This window comes from Prauserella endophytica, from assembly GCF_005146945.1.
In the GTDB taxonomy this organism is placed as follows: Bacteria; Actinomycetota; Actinomycetes; order Mycobacteriales; family Pseudonocardiaceae; genus Prauserella_A; species Prauserella_A endophytica.
In genome coordinates this window covers 747,897-766,214 of record NZ_SWMS01000001.1, presented here as the reverse complement: position 1 = coordinate 766,214, position 18,318 = coordinate 747,897, and the positions used below count along the sequence as shown (strand labels likewise).

17 protein-coding genes are annotated in these 18,318 nt (G+C 69.1%); 7 read left to right on the top strand and 10 right to left on the bottom strand.

Annotation, left to right across the window (positions count from 1 at the left end):
- Positions 1-28 precede the first annotated feature (28 nt).
- Positions 29-877, bottom strand: coding sequence for a dimethylargininase (gene ddaH / locus FCN18_RS03860; protein WP_228713614.1), 849 nt, complete (start codon positions 875-877; stop codon positions 29-31).
- Between the two features lie 73 nt (positions 878-950).
- Here ddaH and FCN18_RS03855 point away from each other — a divergent pair, with 73 nt between their 5' ends.
- From FCN18_RS03855 to FCN18_RS03845, 3 genes are all read left to right on the top strand, one after another.
- Positions 951-1,397 carry an Lrp/AsnC family transcriptional regulator gene (locus tag FCN18_RS03855; protein ID WP_112266550.1) on the top strand — a complete coding sequence of 149 codons (447 nt, stop codon included), beginning with the start codon at positions 951-953 and terminating at the stop codon, positions 1,395-1,397.
- A gap of 144 nt (positions 1,398-1,541) precedes the next feature.
- Positions 1,542-3,458: a 2-oxoacid:acceptor oxidoreductase subunit alpha gene (locus tag FCN18_RS03850; RefSeq protein ID WP_112266549.1), complete on the top strand. Its 1,917-nt coding sequence runs from the start codon at positions 1,542-1,544 to the stop codon at positions 3,456-3,458.
- A complete protein-coding gene (locus FCN18_RS03845; protein ID WP_137093246.1) occupies positions 3,458-4,522 on the top strand; it encodes a 2-oxoacid:ferredoxin oxidoreductase subunit beta in 1,065 nt (354 codons plus the stop codon). Before FCN18_RS03850 ends, FCN18_RS03845 begins: the two co-directional genes overlap by 1 nt.
- A 98-nt stretch (positions 4,523-4,620) precedes the next feature.
- Here FCN18_RS03845 and FCN18_RS03840 read toward each other — a convergent pair whose 3' ends face one another.
- Both FCN18_RS03840 and FCN18_RS03835 read right to left on the bottom strand, forming a co-directional pair.
- A complete protein-coding gene (locus tag FCN18_RS03840; protein WP_113642009.1) occupies positions 4,621-5,874 on the bottom strand; it encodes a sunset domain-containing protein in 1,254 nt (417 codons plus the stop codon).
- A 16-nt stretch (positions 5,875-5,890) separates the two neighbouring features.
- Complete coding sequence (locus FCN18_RS03835) at positions 5,891-6,910, bottom strand: polyprenyl synthetase family protein (RefSeq protein ID WP_112266545.1); 1,020 nt, start codon at positions 6,908-6,910, stop codon at positions 5,891-5,893.
- A 231-nt stretch (positions 6,911-7,141) separates the two neighbouring features.
- Between FCN18_RS03835 and FCN18_RS38980 the strand changes: the two genes are divergently transcribed.
- From FCN18_RS38980 to FCN18_RS03820, 4 genes are read left to right on the top strand one after another with little or no spacing between them, the layout of a single operon-like run.
- A complete protein-coding gene (locus FCN18_RS38980) occupies positions 7,142-7,594 on the top strand; it encodes a hypothetical protein (protein ID WP_158303029.1) in 453 nt (150 codons plus the stop codon).
- Positions 7,591-8,232 carry a DUF3558 domain-containing protein gene (locus FCN18_RS03830; protein WP_158303028.1) on the top strand — a complete coding sequence of 214 codons (642 nt, stop codon included), beginning with the start codon at positions 7,591-7,593 and terminating at the stop codon, positions 8,230-8,232. The genes FCN18_RS38980 and FCN18_RS03830 overlap by 4 nt, the downstream gene beginning before the upstream one ends.
- A gap of 1 nt (position 8,233) precedes the next feature.
- On the top strand, positions 8,234-9,556 hold the full coding sequence (locus FCN18_RS03825) for a PPE domain-containing protein (RefSeq protein ID WP_137093244.1): 1,323 nt from the start codon (positions 8,234-8,236) through the stop codon (positions 9,554-9,556).
- Between the two features lie 2 nt (positions 9,557-9,558).
- A complete protein-coding gene (locus FCN18_RS03820) occupies positions 9,559-10,239 on the top strand; it encodes an ESX secretion-associated protein EspG (RefSeq protein ID WP_228713612.1) in 681 nt (226 codons plus the stop codon).
- On the opposite strand, the gene nuoN is transcribed toward FCN18_RS03820, so the two are convergent.
- The 7 genes from nuoN to nuoH are packed head-to-tail and all read right to left on the bottom strand — an operon-like array spanning position 10,232 to position 18,293.
- A complete protein-coding gene (gene nuoN, locus FCN18_RS03815) occupies positions 10,232-11,800 on the bottom strand; it encodes an NADH-quinone oxidoreductase subunit NuoN (protein ID WP_112266538.1) in 1,569 nt (522 codons plus the stop codon). The two genes, FCN18_RS03820 and nuoN, sit on opposite strands and share 8 nt — an antisense overlap.
- 8 nt (positions 11,801-11,808) lie before the next feature.
- Entirely contained in the window at positions 11,809-13,356 is a 1,548-nt protein-coding gene (locus FCN18_RS03810) for an NADH-quinone oxidoreductase subunit M (protein ID WP_137093242.1), read from the bottom strand.
- Positions 13,353-15,251 (bottom strand): NADH-quinone oxidoreductase subunit L, encoded by a 1,899-nt coding sequence (nuoL, locus tag FCN18_RS03805; protein ID WP_112266534.1) that lies wholly within the window; start codon positions 15,249-15,251, stop codon positions 13,353-13,355. Before nuoL ends, FCN18_RS03810 begins: the two co-directional genes overlap by 4 nt.
- 10 nt (positions 15,252-15,261) lie before the next feature.
- Positions 15,262-15,561 (bottom strand): NADH-quinone oxidoreductase subunit NuoK, encoded by a 300-nt coding sequence (gene nuoK / locus FCN18_RS03800; RefSeq protein WP_112266532.1) that lies wholly within the window; start codon positions 15,559-15,561, stop codon positions 15,262-15,264.
- Complete coding sequence (locus tag FCN18_RS03795) at positions 15,558-16,442, bottom strand: NADH-quinone oxidoreductase subunit J (RefSeq protein WP_112266530.1); 885 nt, start codon at positions 16,440-16,442, stop codon at positions 15,558-15,560. Before FCN18_RS03795 ends, nuoK begins: the two co-directional genes overlap by 4 nt.
- Entirely contained in the window at positions 16,442-17,008 is a 567-nt protein-coding gene (nuoI, locus tag FCN18_RS03790) for an NADH-quinone oxidoreductase subunit NuoI (RefSeq protein ID WP_112266528.1), read from the bottom strand. Before nuoI ends, FCN18_RS03795 begins: the two co-directional genes overlap by 1 nt.
- Complete coding sequence (gene nuoH / locus FCN18_RS03785; protein WP_112266830.1) at positions 16,995-18,293, bottom strand: NADH-quinone oxidoreductase subunit NuoH; 1,299 nt, start codon at positions 18,291-18,293, stop codon at positions 16,995-16,997. The genes nuoI and nuoH overlap by 14 nt, the downstream gene beginning before the upstream one ends.
- Between the last annotated feature and the right edge of the window lie 25 nt (positions 18,294-18,318).

The following is an 18,318-nucleotide window of genomic DNA, read 5'->3' as shown; positions in this document are numbered from 1 at the left end:
TGGCCTTCACTGCGGTCGGGGTGACGGGTTACTTGCGGAGCTCCAGCGTGCAGCACTTCGGGCCGCCGCCGGCCTTGCGCAGCTCCGAGATGTCGACGAACACCGGCTCGTAGCCCAGCGCGGCGAGCCGGTCGGCCAGCGCCGTCGCCTCGACCGGCAGCACCACGTTGCGGCCGTCGGACACCGCGTTGAGCCCGAAGCACGCGGCGTCGGCCGCCGTCGCGAGCACGGCGTCGGGGAACAGCCGCTCCAGCACTCGGCGGGAGCCGCGCGAGAACGCCCCGGGGTAGTACGCCACGCGCGCGGGCGCCGCCTCGGTGGCCTCGCTGAGCACGAACAACGCCGTGTCCAGGTGGTAGTAGCGCGGGTCGGTGAGCCTTAGCGACACCACCGGAACGCCCAGCGTTTCCTGCGCCTCCGCGTGCGCCGCGGGGTCGGTGCGGAACCCCGTGCCCGCGAGCAGCAGCCTGCCCGTCCAGGCGAAGTCACCCTCGGCCTCGTTGACCTGCCTCGGCATCGTCACGTCGCGGTAGCCGTGCTCCACGAACCAGCGGCGGAAGTGCTCGGCCTCAGCGGCCCGCTGCGGCGCACGGAACCGCGCGCCGAGCACGCGTCCGTCGATCACGGTGCCCGAGTTGGCGGCGAACACCATGTCGGGCAGCCCCGGCTCCGGCGGCACCTCGTCGACGGTGTGCCCGAGCCTGCGGTAGGTGTCCCGCAGCTCCGTCCACTGCGCGAGCGCGCGGTCGACGTCGACGGGCATGCTCGGGTCCATCCACGGGTTGATCGCGTACTCGACGGCGAAGTACCGCGGCGGGCACATCAGGTAGTGGCGAGGCGTCGGGACACGCACGGGCAGCGGCGGGGCTTCCGTCATGATTCGAATGTATGCTCGCCCGAACCCGCAAGCAATCGATGTTGATTGCGCGTATATGTGCAGAATGTTGCGCATGAACACGTTGGATCAGCGAATCGTTTCGTGCCTTGTCTCCAATGCGCGGTCGAGCTACGCGGAGATCGGCAAGGTGGTGGGGCTGTCGGCTCCCGCGGTGAAACGCCGGGTCGACCGGCTGGTCGACACGGGCGTACTGCGCGGCTTCACGGCGGTGGTGGATCCCGAGGCGCTCGGCTGGGGCACCGAGGCGTTCGTGGAGGTCCACTGCCAGGGCAACGTCTCACCTGCCAGGATCCGCACGCACCTCGAACCACTGCCCGAGGTCGTTGCGGCCTACACTGTGTCCGGAGCAGCCGATGCGATCGTGCACTTGCGGGCAGCCGACATTCACCACCTCGAATCCGCGTTGGAGCGACTACGCGGGTTGGAGATCATCGACCGCACCGTGTCCACCGTGGTGCTCTCGACCCTGCTGGAGCGGCCGCCGAACCCTGAGACGTGATCTCATGCACTGGGATCCGCCGGGCCGCCACCGCCGCTCGCTGGTAAGGCAGATCACACCGCTCTCGGCCCCACCCAAACAGCAAGTAATCTCGAAGTATTAGCGCTGTGCGCGCCCAGTCGTGAGAGAGGGATTTCCTGGCCCATGAGCACGAGTGCGAACGGCAGTGGCACTGGCGCGCTGTCGGCGACGCGACCCACCGAGGTCAGCCAGCTCGATCGAGTCGTCATCCGCTTCGCCGGTGACTCCGGCGACGGCATGCAGCTGACGGGCGACCGGTTCACCTCGGAGGCGGCGGCCTTCGGCAACGACCTGGCGACCCTGCCGAACTTCCCCGCCGAGATCAGGGCGCCCCAGGGCACGATCCCCGGCGTGTCGAGCTTCCAGGTGCATTTCGCCGACTACGACATCCTCACGCCCGGCGACCGCCCCGACGTGCTGGTGGCGATGAACCCCGCCGCGCTGAAAGCGAACCTCGGCGACGTTCCACACGGTGGGACCGTCATCGTCAACACCGACGAGTTCTCCAAGCGCAACCTCACCAAGGTCGGCTACGACTCCGACCCACTCGCCGACGACTCGCTCTCGGCGTACGAGGTGCACCGCGTGGCGATGTCGACCCTCACGCAGGGCGCGCTCGCCGACACCGGCCTCGGCAAGAAGGACGCCGAGCGCTGCAAGAACATGTTCGCGCTGGGTCTGCTGTCGTGGATGTACCACCGGCCGACCGAGGGCACCGAACGCTTCCTGCGCGAGAAGTTCGCCAAGAAGCCCGACATCGCCGAGGCCAACATCCTGGCCTTCCGCGCTGGCTGGAACTACGGCGAGACCACCGAGTCGTTCGCGACGACCTTCGAGGTGGCCCCCGCGAAACTCGAGCAGGGCACCTACCGGCAGATCACCGGCAACACGGCGCTCGCCTACGGCATCGTCGCGGCCGGCCAGCTCGCCAAGCTGCCGATCCTGCTCGGCACCTACCCGATCACCCCGGCGTCGGACATCCTGCACGAGCTGTCGAAGCACAAGAACTTCGGCATCACCACGTTCCAGGCCGAGGACGAGATCGCCGGCATCGGCGCCGCGCTCGGCGCCGCCTACGGCGGTGCGCTGGGAGTCACCTCCACCTCGGGCCCCGGGATCGCGCTCAAGTCGGAGACCATCGGCCTCGGCGTGATGACCGAACTGCCGCTGATCGTGATCGACGTGCAGCGCGGTGGGCCCTCGACGGGTCTGCCGACCAAGACCGAGCAGGCCGACCTGCTGCAGGCGATGTTCGGACGCAACAGCGAGTCGCCGGTGCCGATCATCGCGCCGTGCTCGCCGGCGGACTGCTTCGACGCAGCGCTCGAGGCCACCCGGATCGCGCTGACCTACCGCACCCCGGTGCTGCTGCTGTCCGACGGCGCGATCGCCAACGGCTCCGAGCCGTGGCTCATCCCCGATGTCAGCACGCTGCCGGACCTCTCGGTGGAATTCGCCACCGAACCGAACGCGCCGGACGGCTCCGGTGAGCACTGGCCGTACGTGCGCGACCCGGAGACGCTGGCCCGCGAGTGGGCGGTGCCCGGCACGCCTGGTCTGCAACACCGCATCGGTGGCCTCGAGAAGGCCGACGGCAAGGGCAACATCTCCTACGACCCCGACAACCACGAGAAGATGGTGCGGTTGCGCCAGGCCAAGATCGACGGCATCGACGTGCCCGACGTCGTGGTCGACGACCCTTCGGGTGGCGAGGCGCGCGTGCTGGCACTGGGCTGGGGCTCGTCCTACGGACCGATCGGCGCGGCGGCTCGGCGGGTCCGCAAGAAGGGCCTGCCGATCGCGCAGGCGCACCTGCGCCACCTCAACCCGCTGCCCGCGAACCTCGGCGAGGTCCTCTCCCGCTACGACACGGTCGTGGTGCCGGAGATGAACCTCGGCCAGCTGGCGATGCTGCTGCGCGCCAAGTACCTCGTGGACGTCAACTCCTACACGAAGATCGCCGGGCTTCCGTTCAAGGCCGAGGAGCTCGAGGGCGTCTTCACCGACATCATCACCAGCAGCAAGGAGGTCGCGCGCTGATGACCGCCACCGACCTTGGCCTACCCCGTCTCGGCGGGCTGGACCTCGTCCCCACGACGGACGAACCGCAGAAGGCCAAGGACTACAAGTCCGACCAGGAAGTGCGCTGGTGCCCCGGCTGCGGCGACTACGTCGTGCTCAACACCATCCAGTCGTTCCTGCCGACGCTGGGCCTCAAGCGCGAGAACATCGTGTTCGTGTCGGGCATCGGCTGCTCCAGCCGCTTCCCGTACTACATGAACACGTACGGGATGCACTCCATCCATGGCCGGGCCCCCGCGATCGCCACGGGCCTCGCCACCACTCGTCCGGACCTCTCCGTGTGGGTCGTGACCGGTGACGGCGACGCGCTCTCCATCGGAGGCAACCACCTGATCCACACGCTGCGCCGCAACGTCAACCTCAAGATCCTCCTGTTCAACAACCGGATCTACGGGCTGACCAAGGGCCAGTACTCGCCGACGTCCGACCAGGGCATGGTCACCAAGTCCACCCCCATGGGCTCGCTGGACACGCCGTTCAACCCCGTCTCGCTCGCGATCGGCGCGGAGGCGTCGTTCGTGGGCCGCGCGCTCGACAGCGACAAGAAGGGCCTCACCGAGGTACTGACCGCCGCCGCCCAGCACCGCGGCTCCGCGTTCGTGGAGATCTACCAGAACTGCCCGATCTTCAACGACGGTGCGTTCGACGTGCTCAAGGACAAGGACGAGGCCGCCCAGCGGATCATCCCGCTCAAGCCGGGCGAGCCGATCCGCTTCGGCCCCGAGGGCGAGTACGGCGTCACGCGCAGCGGCTGGGGCGGCTTCGAGGTCGGCAAGGTCGCCGACATCGGCGAGAACGACCTCGTGGTCCACGACCCGACGATCCAGGACACGTCCTACGCGTTCGCACTGTCCCGGATCGGCGACCAGAACCTCAACCACACGCCGACCGGCGTCTTCCGCCAGGTCGAGCGGCCCACCTACGACGACCAGGCCCGCGCACAGGTCGAGCAGGCCGCACAGGCCAAGGCCCCGAACCTGCAGGCACTCCTCACCGGCAAGGACACCTGGACGGTCGCCTGACCCCGCTGGACCCGCCAACGCCCCCAAGGCCACCTTCGTTGCGTTGAGCGCAACAAAGGTGGCCTTGGGGGCTTTTGAGGACTGCGCCGGTGGAGCTTCTACGACAGCGGGCGGAAGCCGACGCGCTCGGCGTCGGCGGGCGTGCGGAACCACACCTCGGCCACCATGCGTGGGAACTGCGCCGAGTCCTCCGTGCAGTAGCGCAGCGCCGTGACGCTGGCCTTGACGGCGAACTCCTCCGACGGCCTCCCACCACCGGGACGCGGCATCGCCGAGCCGGGTCCGAAGGGACCAGGGGGAAGTTCACTGTCCGGTGTGGACTCACGGGCAGGCGGCGCCGCGCCGCCGGGGGCCACCGCGGGCTCGAAGAGCGAGCCGCTGTGCATGCCGCCATCGGACTCCGGCTCCCGCCGCTCGACCGGACGCATCGAAGGCTGGATCGGCCTCGGCGGCTCGAACCCACCGAGCGGCGACTTCCTCGGCTGGCGCTTGGGCAGCACCTGCGTCTGCTCAACGGCGTCCTCGGCATCGGGCGTGGCACCGGGCTCGCCGAAGGCGTACGTCGGTGGGGCCTCGGGCTCCCGGCGCTCCGGCTCGGGCTGCTCGTCCTCCAGGTCGAACGGCACCGGTTCGAACAGGCTGGGGGCCTTGCGGGGAGCCGGGCGAGGTTCCGGTTCGGGCTGCGGTTCAGGCTCCGGCTCGCGGTAGGCCTCTGGCTCCTCGTACCGCTCGGGCTCGCGATAGGGCTCGGGCTCGTGGTGCGGCTCGGGCTCCCGCTCGCTGTGCCGGCCGGCAGGCTGCTCCTCGTACGGCTCCGGCTCGCTGTGGTCAGCCGGCTGCTCCTCGGGCTGCCCGTGCCGTCCCTGCCCGGTGTCGCGGCCGCCGTCGAGGACCGAGGAGACGCCGGCCTGCTCCTGCGGCTCCAGGTCCCACGGCTGGTCGGCCAGGTGGAAGTCGTCCTCGGCGGGCTGCCGCTCATCCTGCTTCGGCTGCCGCGACCGGTACTCCTGGAGGCTGTCGCGCTCGGGCCAGTCGGTCACCGGGGCGATGTGCTGCGTCATCTCGGCGGCCTCGGGCTCCGACTCGGCAGGCTCGAAGTGGCGGGTCGACGGCATGGGTGCCACCGGCTCCTCCGCCTCCCGCTCAGCCGGGGGCGCGAGCGTCCTGGTCTCGGGAGCCGGAGCCGGAGCGTTGACCGGGGCGGGAACGGGTGCGCTCTCGGCCGCGGCGAGTCTGCGCTCCAGCTCTCGGATGCGCTTCTGGGCCGGCTTGACCAGGAAGAGCCAGGCCAGCAGAGCGCCCAGCACGAACGCCACCGCGCTGAACACCCAGACCTGCCCGAAAATGGACATACTCGCGCTGTCCTCCCTAGTGGGTGCGTGCGACGAGGTAGTCGGCCACCGACTCGCAGGCATCCCGCGCCGGAGACGGCGGCAACGCTGCCAGCTCCGTCCTCGCGCGCTGAGCGTAGTCGGAAAGGGTGGCCCTCGCGCGCTCGAGACCGCGCGACGTGCGAAGCAGGCCGAGCGCCTCCTCGATCAGCGCGTCGTCGTCGAGTGGCCCGCGAAGCAGCTCGGCAAGCCTCGGGTCGGGCCGGTCCTCGGCGAGCTCGTACAGCATCGGCAGTGTGCGCACGCCCTCGCGGAGGTCGGTGCCCTGCGACTTGCCCAGCTCGTGGGACGGCGAGTCGATGTCGATGATGTCGTCGGAGATCTGGAACGCGGTACCGATGATCTCGCCGAAGCGGCGCAGCGCGTCGATGTGCTCCTGCGAGGCGTCGGAGAGCATCCCGCCGAAGCGGCCGGCCGTGGCGATCAGGGAACCGGTCTTCTGCGCGATCACCGACAGGTAGTGCGCGACGGGATCCTCGCCGTCGCCGGGCCCTACCGTCTCGCGCATCTGGCCGGTCACCAGCTCGCTGAACGTCTCGGCGGTGATGCGCGCCGCGTCGGTGCCGAGATCGGCCACGAGGCGCGACGCGTGGGCGAAGAGGAAGTCGCCCGTCAGAATGGCGACGGTGTTGTCCCAGCGGGCGTTGACGCTCGGGGCGCCGCGCCGCATGGTGGCCTCGTCCATCACGTCGTCGTGGTAGAGCGTGGCGAGGTGCACGAGCTCGACCGCGGCGGCGGCGGTGATCACCGCTTCACGGCCCCCCTTGCCGAACTGGGACGCCAGCAGCGTGAACAGTGGGCGGAAGCGCTTGCCACCGGCCTCGACCAGGTGCCGAGCGGCCTCGTTGACGGCCTGCACGTCACTGCGGACGACCTCGCGCAGCAGTTCCTCGACGTCGTGCAAGCCACCCGCGAGGTCTCGGAGCAGTTCCTCGTCGGCGATCTGCAGCCCGACCGCGGCGCGCAAGTCCTCGATGGCGCCATCACGCACTGACACGTCGGTTCCGCCCTCTCGGCACTGGGTAACGATCGCCACCAGCCTAATGGCAACGGATCAACGGTCGATGACCCTCCGGACCAGCGGAATCGTGATGCTGGCGACATGTCGGCGCAAGCGCTTGCGCGCCAACCTCGCGGAATCGGCAGTGCGAGTGTGGATAGCGTGCTACGTTGCGAGGACGGGCACAGAGCGTATTCACGGCGTAACGGTCATAGTGGAGGGGGCGCGATGGCCAAGGAAATCCGGGGCCATGCCATGCCGGACCCGAAGGTCTACGTGCCGACCCCGCAGGACCCGGCACCGAACCAGTCCGGCGGCACGGTCCCGTGGGCGTCCCAGGCAGGCGGCAGCGGCCCGAACACGGGTCCAGGCTTCGCCTTCGACGCGGAACAGCTCAAGGCCCTGGCGAACAAGTGGGACGACCTGGCGGACAAGTTCCGCAACGCCCGGGTTCGCGCGGAGATGCTGAATGAAGTCAACGGACCGGGCCTCGAGTACGCGAGTGAGGGCAACGCCGAACGCGTTCGATCCTCGGCCCGCGAACTCGCCCGCGCACTTCAGCAACGCACGCGGTATTGCGAAGACATGGCGGAGCGATTCCGCGCCGCCAACTCGGCGTATCGCGTCGCCGACGAAGAGGCCACGATCACCGGAGGCAAATCGGAAGGGAAGTTCGGGTGAGCGTCCGCTGTGCAACGCCGTCGTGGCGCTGTCTTGCTCTGGTCGGAGCAGCCACCCTCGGCTTGCTACCGATCGCAGCGTGCTCGAATCCGGAGCCCGGGGAGGCCAGGCCAGCAGATTCCTCCACCAGCACTCCGACGGAGACGGCTTCGACCCCCGACTCAGCGATACCTGCTATCGACCAGCCACTCGACATCTCCTACCTACGCGCGGCGCCCTGCGAAGCCTTGACACCCGAGCAAGTCGAAGAATTCTTCGGTGAGGGCAACGTGGCGACACCCGATCTTGAGGCGTCCGCAGGCCCGGAGTGTGCTTGGCGCAAGGGAACTAGCGTATCCGGCATCCACGTCGCGCTCCCCGACGCGACGAACACCGGCCTTCGAGCTCTGTACGCAAACCGTGATGCCTACGAGTACTTCGAAGAGCTCCCACCTGCCAACGGTTATCCGGCCGTGGCTTATCAACTCGACGACAACCGCGCCGGTGGCGATTGCACGGTGCGCGTCGGGACCAGCGACGAAACCAGTGTGAACGTCAATGTCCTGCTCGGCGAGGACAAGGTCGGGCAGGTCGACCCCTGCGAGGCCGCATATGAAGTGACGACCGCGGTGATCGGCAATATCAAGGCAAGGAACTGACATGGCGACCGAAGGACCACTGACCGCTGCCGAGATCTACGAGCAGATCACAGGGGGCGTCGGCACCGACCCACTCCAGTCGGCGCAAAGTGTCAACGCCGACCTCCGCAAGGAGCTGCAGGAGTGTGCTGACGAGGTTGCCAAGCTTGCCGGGCAGATCGACGCCGGGTGGCAGGGTGAGGGTGGGAGTGCCGCCGCCAATGCCGCCTGGCCGCTCGCCAAGGCGTCCGATGTGGACAGCAAGTACCTCGACATCGCCGATCGGGCCGTCACCGACCAGATCAGCGCGTTCGGCACCGTGAGCAACAGCGTGGTGCCCGTTTCCGCCGATCCGCCCGCCATCACCGCAGACGACTTCGTCTCCTTCATGCAGGGGCAGAACTCCTACCAGGCCAAGCTCGACCAGTACAACACCGACAGCCAGGCCAACGTGCAGGCGTTCGCCGCCTACCACCAGGCCAGTACCGCCAACGGCGAGACCATGCCCGCCAGTTACGCCTCCCTCGCTGACCTCGGCGCACCCGTCGGCATCATCGACGGCACCTCCGGCAAGGAAGCCACCACGACGAGGGACACCACCTCGGCTCCCGTCGTCGGCGGCGTGCGGCCCGCTCCGGTCACCGGTGGGAGCGTCGGCAGCCCTCAGGGGAGGCCGGTCGGCAGCACCACCACGCCGGTCGGCGGCACCACCACGCCGGTCGGCAGCACCGGCGGCAGGGTCGGCGACGTTCCAGGGGGCAACACCGGCGGCCACGCCGGGGACACCTCCGCCGACGAGGGCACCCACGCCGCCGCCTACCGGCCCCAGCCCGTCAACCCGCCGGTCACCTCCCAGCCCGACTACCAGTTCGGACCCACCGGCAAGCCCATCAACCACCTCAACACCGGCAACGGGCCGTGGGCTCCGCCCAATCCCTACGCCGGCTACCCACCCGCCCCCGGCACCGGCCCACGCGCGGGAGCGGGAACAGGAGCAGGACCCGGAACAGGCACCGGCAACGGGTTCGCCCGCATACCCGGCGCACCGGGCACTCCCGGCTCTCCGGGGCAGGGCGGGCAGGCCGCGCCCCCTCCCGGCCGGGCCACCGGCACGGGGGTGCCGGGCGAGACGGCCACCCGCGGTGGCACCGCCCAGAGCGCCGGAGCCGGTCCACGCGGCTCCACCGGCATGCCCATGGGCGCCGTCGGCGGCGGACGCGGCAAGGAGGAGGACAAGGAGCGCACTCCGCCTGCGTACCTGCGCAACCCCGATCCCGACGAGACGTTCGCGGGGCCGGTCGAGAAGATCACGCCGCCGGTGCTCGGCGAGCGCAAGACCAACTAGCCGTGTTCTGGACGGGTGCGGCAGAGCTGCCGCTGCACACCCTGCTCACGGCCATGACGTGGGCCGGCTGCGGGGAGCCGCACGCGATCTTCTCCGGCGGTGCCCGTTATGTCCCGCCTTCGGCGGCCCGGCGGGTGGACCGCGAGGCGTTCGAGCAACTCACCGAACAGGGGCTCACGGTCGGCAAGGGTCTCGATCCGGACTTCGAGGACGTGCTGCACGTGCTCGACCGGCCACACACCGAGTACTTCGCCCACATCCGCAACGGAGACGCGCAGTACGGCGTGCTCGTCGCCATCCGGGGACGCTCTGCCGTCCTCGCCCGGCACCGCGACCGGACGGTTCACCTGCGCTCGCTCGGCGACCGCGACTACCCGACCGTGCTCGCCGGGCAGCTCCCCCGCTACCGGCCCGCGCACGTCGAGACGTTCTCCCTGCCGAAGGACGATCTCGGCGGCCTCGCCGGACTGCTGGAGAGTCCCCATGGCATGGGCTTCCTGCACGTCGCTCGCCGCGCGGGCGGCGGGGAGCGCGTGGAGGCACCGACGCCCGTCGGCTACCTCGACAGCGACACCGGCAGGCTCGGCTTCGCGCACACCGAAGGCGGGCACCTGACGGTGTTCGCCGGCGAGCCGGGGCAGCTGGCCGCCCGGCTCGCCGCCGTCAGGGCCGGCCTCAGCTGAGGGCGAAGCCGCCGGCGCCCGCCCAGTTCAGCGCGAACGCCGGGAGCACGCCGAGCAGCAGGGTCACCACCACGCCGAGCGTGATCGCGGCCGTGGTGAACGCGCCGGGCACGGTGACCGTCGGACCGTCCGGGGCCGGCTCCGAGAAGTACATCAGCACCACGACACGCAGGTAGAAGAACGCCGCGACGGCGCTGAACACGAGCGCGATCACCACCAGCGGCGCCATGCCGTCGGAAAGGGCCGCCGAGAACACCACGAACTTGCCCACGAAACCGCTCGTCAGCGGGATGCCGGCGAGTGCGAGGAGCAGGAACGTGAACACGGCGGCGAGCAGGGGCGACCGTTTCGCCAGGCCCGCCCACGCCGACAGGTGCGTCGCCTCGCCTGTGGAGTCGCGCACCAGCGAGACCACACCGAATGCGGCGATGGTGGTGAAGCCGTAGGCCAGCAGGTAGAACAGCGTGCCGGACAGGCCGTCCTCGGTCAGCGCCATCGTGCCGACCAGCAGGAACCCGGCGTGCGCGATGGACGAGTACGCGATCATGCGTTTGACGTCGGTCTGGGTGAGGCCGAGCACGGCGCCGATCACCATCGAGATGATCGCGACGCCCCAGAGTACGCCGCGCCACTCCCAGCTGGTCGACTCGAAAGCGACCGTCAGCACCCGCAGCATCCCGCCGAACGCGGCGACCTTCGTGCACGCCGCCATGAACGCCGTCACCGGCGTCGGCGCGCCCTGGTAGACGTCGGGGGTCCAGGTGTGGAACGGGCCCACAGAGCCCTTGAACAGCAGGCCGACCATCAGCAGGCCGAGACCGGCGAAGAGCAGCGTGTCGGAGCGGTCGGTGCCCGCGGTGGCGTTGGCGATGTCGGCGAGCCGCACCGAGCCCGCGTAGCCGTAGAGCAGCGCGAGGCCGTAGAGGAAGAACGCGCTCGCGAACGCACCGAGCAGGAAGTACTTGACCGCGGCCTCCTGCGAGAGCAGCCGCCGCCGGCGCGCGAGCCCGCACATCAGGTACAGCGGCAGGCTCAGCACCTCGAGCGCGATGAACATCGTCAGCAGGTCGTTGGCCGAGCAGAACGCCATCATCCCGCCGAGCGCGAACAGCGCCAGCGGGAACACCTCGGTCTGCATGCCGGTGGAGCCGACCTGCGCGCGGTCCTGCACGGTGCCGGGCGAGATCCCGGCCTGCGCCACGAACGCGCCGCCCGGCTCGATGGACCGGTCGGCGATCAGCAGCACCGCGCCGAGCGCGAGCGCGAGCAGCGTGCCCCAGAGGAACAGCGCGGGCTTGTCGACCGACAGCGTGCCGCTGAGAGTGGTGACGCCGCGTGCGGGCGAGTCGCCGACGTAGGCGCCGAGTGCGACCCCGGCCGCGGCGATGGCGAGCAGGCTCAGCACGACCTGCCCCGGCCACCGCTGGTGCTTGGGCAGGAACGCCTCGAACAGCACGCCGATGCACGCGGCGCCGAGGATGATCAGCATCGGCAGGATGGCCGCGTAGTCGATGGCGGGCGCTTCGATGCGGTCCGCCTGCTGGGCGAGAAAAACGTTCACGGCTGGGATTACCTTTCCTGCACCGCTGTGAGGGTCGCTTCCACCGACGGCGTGACCGTGTCGAGCACCGGCTTCGGGTAGAAGCCGAGGCCGACGATCAGCACCACCAGTGGCGCGAGTACCGCGATCTCCTTCACCGACAGATCACGGATGGCCTTCTTCGCCCCGGCTTCGGGGGCCACCGCCGTCCCGGGTCCCCCGCCGGCGCCGATGAGCGCGTCACCACGTACCGGACCCGTCATGATCCGCTGGTACAGCCACAGCACGTACGCGGCGGCGAGCACCATGCCGACCGTCGCGATGATCGCGTAGACGGGCCTCGTTTCGAACGAGCCAAGCAGGACCAGGAACTCGCTGATGAACGAGTTCGTGCCCGGCAGGGACAATGTGGACAGACCGGCGATCAGGAGCATGCCGCCGAGGATCGGGGTCACCTTCGCCATGCCGCCGTAGTCGGAGATCCGCGTGGAACCGCCGCGCGCGGCGATGATGCCGACGACGATGATCAGCATGCCGGTGGCGAGGCTGTGGTTGAGCATGTACGTCGCCGAGCCCACCACCGACTGCGGCGTGAACGCGAAGATCCCGAGCGCGATGAAGCCGAAGTGCGCGATGGAGACGTAGGCGACGAAGCGCTTCATGTCCTGCTGGCCCGCCGCGAGCACGGAGCCGTAGATCACACCGGCGACGGCGAGCACGAGGACGAGCGGCGCGAGCCGTTCGCTGGCCTCGGGGAACATCGGCAGGCAGTAGCGCAGGAAGCCGAACGTGCCGACCTTGTCGAGCACGCCGACGAGCAGCACGGTGACGCCGATCGGCGCCTGCCCGGCCGCGTCAGGCAGCCAGGTGTGGAACGGCACCAGCGGCGCCTTGATCGCGAACGCGAGGAAGAAGCCGAGGAACAGCCAGATCTGCGTGCTCGCCGGGGCGTCGCGCACCACCTCGACGAGCGTGGCCCAGTCGAAGGTGCCCTGGCCCAGCTCGTCGGAGGCGAGCGAGTACGCGCCGATCGCCGAGGCCAGCATGATCAGGCCGCCGAGGAACGAGTAGAGGAAGAACTTTACCGCCGCGTACTGGCGGTTGGCGCCGCCGTAGCCACCGATGAGGAAGTACATCGGGATCAGCATGATCTCGAAGAGCACGTAGAACAGGAACACGTCGGTCGCCGCGAACACGGCGATGGTCAGCGCCTCCTGCACCAGCACCAGCGAGAGGAACCCGCCCGCGCTACGCCCCTCCGGCAGCTTCCCGGTGGAGTTCAGCGTGCCGATGATGATCGGCACCAGCAGCGCGATCACGGCGATCATGATGAGCGAGATGCCGTCGGTGCCGAACGAGATGTGGATGCCGAAGGTCGGGATCCACTCCATCGAGGACGCCTGCTGGATGCGCTCGCCCGCCGGGTCGTAGGCGAGCCAGAACGGCACGATCAGCGCGAGTTCCGCAGTGGACACCGCGAGCGCGGCAAGCGTCGCCAGCCGGTCGTTTGACCGCAGCCCGGCGACGACGAGCGCGCCGGCCAGCGGCAGAAGGATCAGGGCCAGTAGCCAGGTCATGAGAACCTCACCATCAGCAGTGCGGCGACGATCAGCACCGAGCCGCCGAGCATCGACAGCGCATACGAGCGGACGAACCCGGTCTGGAGTCTGCGCATTCGGCCCGACCCGCCGCCGAGCGCGGCGGCGAGCCCGTTGACCGCGCCGTCAACGCCCCGGTTGTCGAGGAACACCGCGAAGCGCGTAGCCCACAGGCTCGGCGTGGCGACCAGCGCCTCGTTGAGCGCGTTGCCGTACAGGTCCTTGCGAGCGGCCCGCACCGGCCACGCCACGTTCCGCGGACGCTCGATCGCGGTGTCCCTGCGGCCGAACAACATCCAGGCGAGGCCCACACCGAGCGCGGAGATCAGCACGGTGAGCCACGGGACGAGCGCGTGCGGCAGCACGCCGTGCTCGCCCTCGGCCAGTTCGCCCACCGAGGGCGCCAGGAAGTCGGCGAGCGTGTCGCCGCTGATCAGCAGCGCACCGGCGGCGACGGAGCCCACCGCGAGCACGATCATCGGTGCGGTCATCACCGCGGGCGACTCGTGCGGGTGGAACTCCCTGCCGTCGGCCGACTTCGTCTGGCGCCAGCGCTCCTTGCCGAAGAACGTCAGCAACACAAGGCGGGTCATGTAGAAACCGGTGATCCCGGCCGCCAGCAGCGCCGAGCCGCCGAACACCCAGCCGCGCCAGCCTTCCTGGCCGAACGCGGCCTCGATGATCGCGTCCTTGGTGTAGAAGCCGGACAGGAACGGGAAGCCGATGATCGCGAGGTAACCCAGTCCGAACGTCGCGAACGTGATCGGCATCTTCTTGTAGAGGCCGCCGAACTTGCGCATGTCGACCTCGTCGTTCATGGCGTGCATGACCGAACCGGCCCCGAGGAAGAGCCCCGCCTTGAAGAAGCCGTGCGTGAGCAGGTGCGCGATGCCCAGCGCGTAGCCGAACGGGCCGAGCCCGACGGCCAGCATCATGTACCCGATCTGGCTCACCGTGGAGTACGCGAGCACCTTCTTGATGTCGTCGTAGGCACAGCCGATGATCGACCCGAGCAGGAGCGTGAACGCGCCGACTAGGGTGACGACGAGCCTGCCGTCCTCGGTGAGGTTGTAGATCGGCGCCGAGCGGGCAACGAGGTAGACCCCGGCGGTCACCATCGTCGCCGCGTGGATCAGGGCCGACACCGGGGTGGGGCCCTCCATCGCGTCTGGCAACCACGCCTGCAGCGGGAACTGGCCCGACTTGCCGCACGCGCCGAGCAGGAGCAGCAGGCCGATCGCGGTGACCACGGCAGGCGAGACGTCGCCGATGCCCGCGAACACCTCTTCGTAGCCGGTGCTGCCGATGTACTTGAACATCAGGAAGATCGCGAGCGCGAGGCCGACGTCACCGACGCGGTTCATCAGGAACGCCTTCTTCGCCGCGGTGGCCGCGGACGGGCGGTCCTGGTACCAGCCGATCAGCAGGTAGGACGCGAGGCCGACACCCTCCCAGCCGAGGTACAGCGTCACGAAGCTGTTACCCAGCACCAGTACGAGCATCGAGGCGACGAACAGGTTCAGGAAGCCAAAGAACCGGCGCCGGTCGGCGTCGTCGGCCATGTAGCCGATCGAGTAGATGTGGATCAGCGACCCGACACCCGTGATCAGCAGCACGAACGTCACCGACAGCGCGTCGATGCGCAGTCCGAAGTCGACCTGCAGCGCCTCCACCGGGATCCACGAGTAGACCGTGGTGTCACCGGCCTGCTCGAAGGACTCGGAGAAGAACAGCACCAGGCCGTAGACGAATGACGCGATGACCGTCGCGCACCCGAGCAGGTGCCCCCACGCGTTGGTCCGCTTACCGCCTGCCAGCAGGATGAGCGCGCCGAGCGCCGGGAACGCGACCAGCAGCCACGATGATGCGATCAAGGTTGGTCCCCTAGTACTTCAGGAGGTTGGTGTCGTCGACCGAGGCCGAGCGGCGGGTGCGGAAGATCGCCATGATGATCGCGAGCCCCACCACGACCTCTGCGGCGGCGACGACCATCACGAAGAACGCCATCACCTGGCCGTCGATGTCGCCGTTGATGCGCGCGAACGTCACGAGGGTGAGGTTCACGGCGTTGAGCATCAACTCGATGCACATGAACACGACGATCGCGTTGCGCCGCACCAGCACGCCGACGGCGCCGATGGTGAAGAGCAGCGCCGACAGCAGCAGGTAGTACGTCGGTGTCATCGGTCGCCGTCCTCCCTCTCGGCCTCGGCGGACTTCGCGGCGTCCTGCTCGGAGCCCACCAGCGCGTGCGCGTCGGGCTGCGGCGTCTCGCCGGTCACCTGCTTGCGCTCGGCCTCCAGCCGGGCCGCGGAGGTCGACTCGATGAGCTCGGACAGCGACTCGGGTGCCACGGAGCCGTCGGGCAGCAGCGCGGGCGTCGCGACGGAGTTGGAGGTGGCGAACACGCCGGGGCCGGGCTTCGGCGACGGGCGCTCGTACTCACCGCGGAACCTGGCCACCACCAGCTCACGCTGGGAGCGCTTGCCCGTCTTGGCGTGCCGATCGGTGAACGTGAGCACCATCGCGCCCATCCCAGCGGTGATCAGCAGCGCCGACGTGAGCTCGAACGGGAACAGGTAGTCGGTGAAGATCAGCCTGCCGAGGCCCCCAGCGCCACCGCCCTCCGGCGACCACGGGTCGAGCGGCGGCGCGGGGGTGACGTCGGTGAGCGCCCGGGTGAGCGCGCCCGCGAGCACCCCGGCGACGCCGATGCCGAGCACCGCCGCGGTGAGCCGTTGCCCGCGCAGGACCTCGACCACCGAATCCGACGACTCCCTGCCCACCATCATGAGCACGAACAGGAAGAGCATCATGATCGCGCCGGTGTAGACGATGATCTGCGTGAAGCCGAGGAACGGCGCCTGCTGGATCAGGTAGAGCATCCCGAGCGAGAGCATCGTGAGCACGAGCCACAGCGCCGAGTGCACCGCGTTGCGGGCGAAGATCATGCCCAGCGCACCTGCGACCGCGATCGGCCCCAGTACCCAGAACGAGATGGCCTCCCCGGTGGAGACGGTCGCCTCGGCGCCCGCCTGCGCGAGGAAAAGAGCACTCTGCGTCATCACTGCATGGCCTTCTCTTCGGACGTCTCCACGGTCTCGCCGGACGGGACACCGCGGCCGCGGGCCAGTTCGGGGCCGTGCACGTAGTAGTCCTGCTCGTCGTCGCCGAGCCGCATCGGGTGCGGCGGCTGCTCCATGCCTGGCAGCAACGGCGCGAGCAGGTCCTCCTTGGTGTAGATCAGCTTCTGCCGGTCGTCGTCGGCCAGCTCGTAGAAGTTGATCATCGTGAGCGACCGGGTCGGGCACGCCTCAACGCAAAGGCCGCAGCCGATGCAGCGGAGGTAGTTGATCTGGTAGTCCTTGCCGTACCGCTCACCCGGCGAGTAGCGCTCCTCGTCGGTGTTGTCGCCGCCCTCGACGAAGATCGCGTCGGCGGGACACGCCCAGGCGCACAGCTCGCAGCCGACGCACTTCTCCAGCCCGTCCGGGTGCCGGTTCAGCTGGTGCCTGCCGTGGTAGCGGGGAGCCGCGGGCGCGCCGATCTCCGGATACTCCTCGGTGGCCACCTTCTTGAACATCATCCCGAAGGTGACGCCGAAGCCCTTGATGGGATCAAAGATCCCCATCGGAACCCTCCTTGGTCGAGGCGAGCGCGGCGGTTCGCTTGGCGGACTTGGCCTTTGCCTTGAGCGCCTTGCTGCGCGGGGTGGTCTCCGGCACCTTCAGGTCCAGCGGCGGCACCGGGTGGCCACCGCCGGTGATCGGTACCGAGTCGTCGTCCTCCACGCGCTTCTCCGGGATCAACAGCGTCAGCAGCACGACCACCACGATGGCGATGCCGCCGATCACGAGGATCTGCCCCGTGGAGACGTTGCCGTCGTTGCGGATCGCTCGCACCAGTGCGATGAGCACGAGCCACACGAGGCCGGCGGGCACGAGGACCTTCCAGCCCAGCTTCATGAACTGGTCGTAGCGGAAACGCGGGAGTGTGCCGCGCAGCCAAATGAAGCCGAAGAGCAGCACGGCCATCTTGGCGAAGAACCAGAGGACCGGCCACCAGCCCTGGTTGAGCGGCGAGTCGAGCCCGACGAACGGGAACATCCAGCCGCCGAGGAACAGTGTGGTCGCGAACGCCGAGACGATCACCATGTTCGTGTACTCGGCGAGGAAGAACATCGCGAACTTCATCGAGCTGTACTCGGTGTGGAAGCCGCCGACGAGCTCGGACTCGGCCTCGGGCAGGTCGAACGGCGCGCGGTTGGTCTCGCCGACCATCGAGATCAGGTAGATCACGAAGCTCGGCAGCAGCAGGTAGAAGTACCAGCCGCTGGCCTGCGCCTCCACGATGTCACCGGTGGCGAGCGACTGAGCGTAGAGCGCCACGCCGATGATGGCCAGACCCATCGCGATCTCGTAGGAGATCACCTGCGCCGCCGAGCGCATGCCGCCCAGCAGCGGGTACGGCGAGCCCGACGCCCAGCCGGCGAGCACGATGCCGTAGACGCCGACCGAAGCGCCCGCCAGCACGAGCAGCACGCTGACGGGCAGCTCCACGAGCTGCAGGACCGTGCGCTCCCCGAAGATCGACACCTCGGGGCCGAACGGGATCGCGGCGAGGCCGATCAGCGCGGGAACCACGGCGATCACCGGCGCGAGGAAGTACACCTTGCGGTCGGCCGTGTCGGGGATGACCTGTTCCTTGAACGGCAGCTTGATCGCGTCGGCGATCGACTGGAGCATCCCGAACGGTCCGACGCGGTTGGGACCGGGCCGGTTCTGCATGCGGCCGACGATCTTGCGTTCGCCGACGATCAGGACAACGGTGAGGATCGGGCCGACGAGCATGAGCACGACGGCCTTCATCAGGATGAGCCAGAGCGGATCGTCCGCGAGCAGCTCCGCCCTGGTCATGGACTCCTGCGCCTGGGCGAGAAGC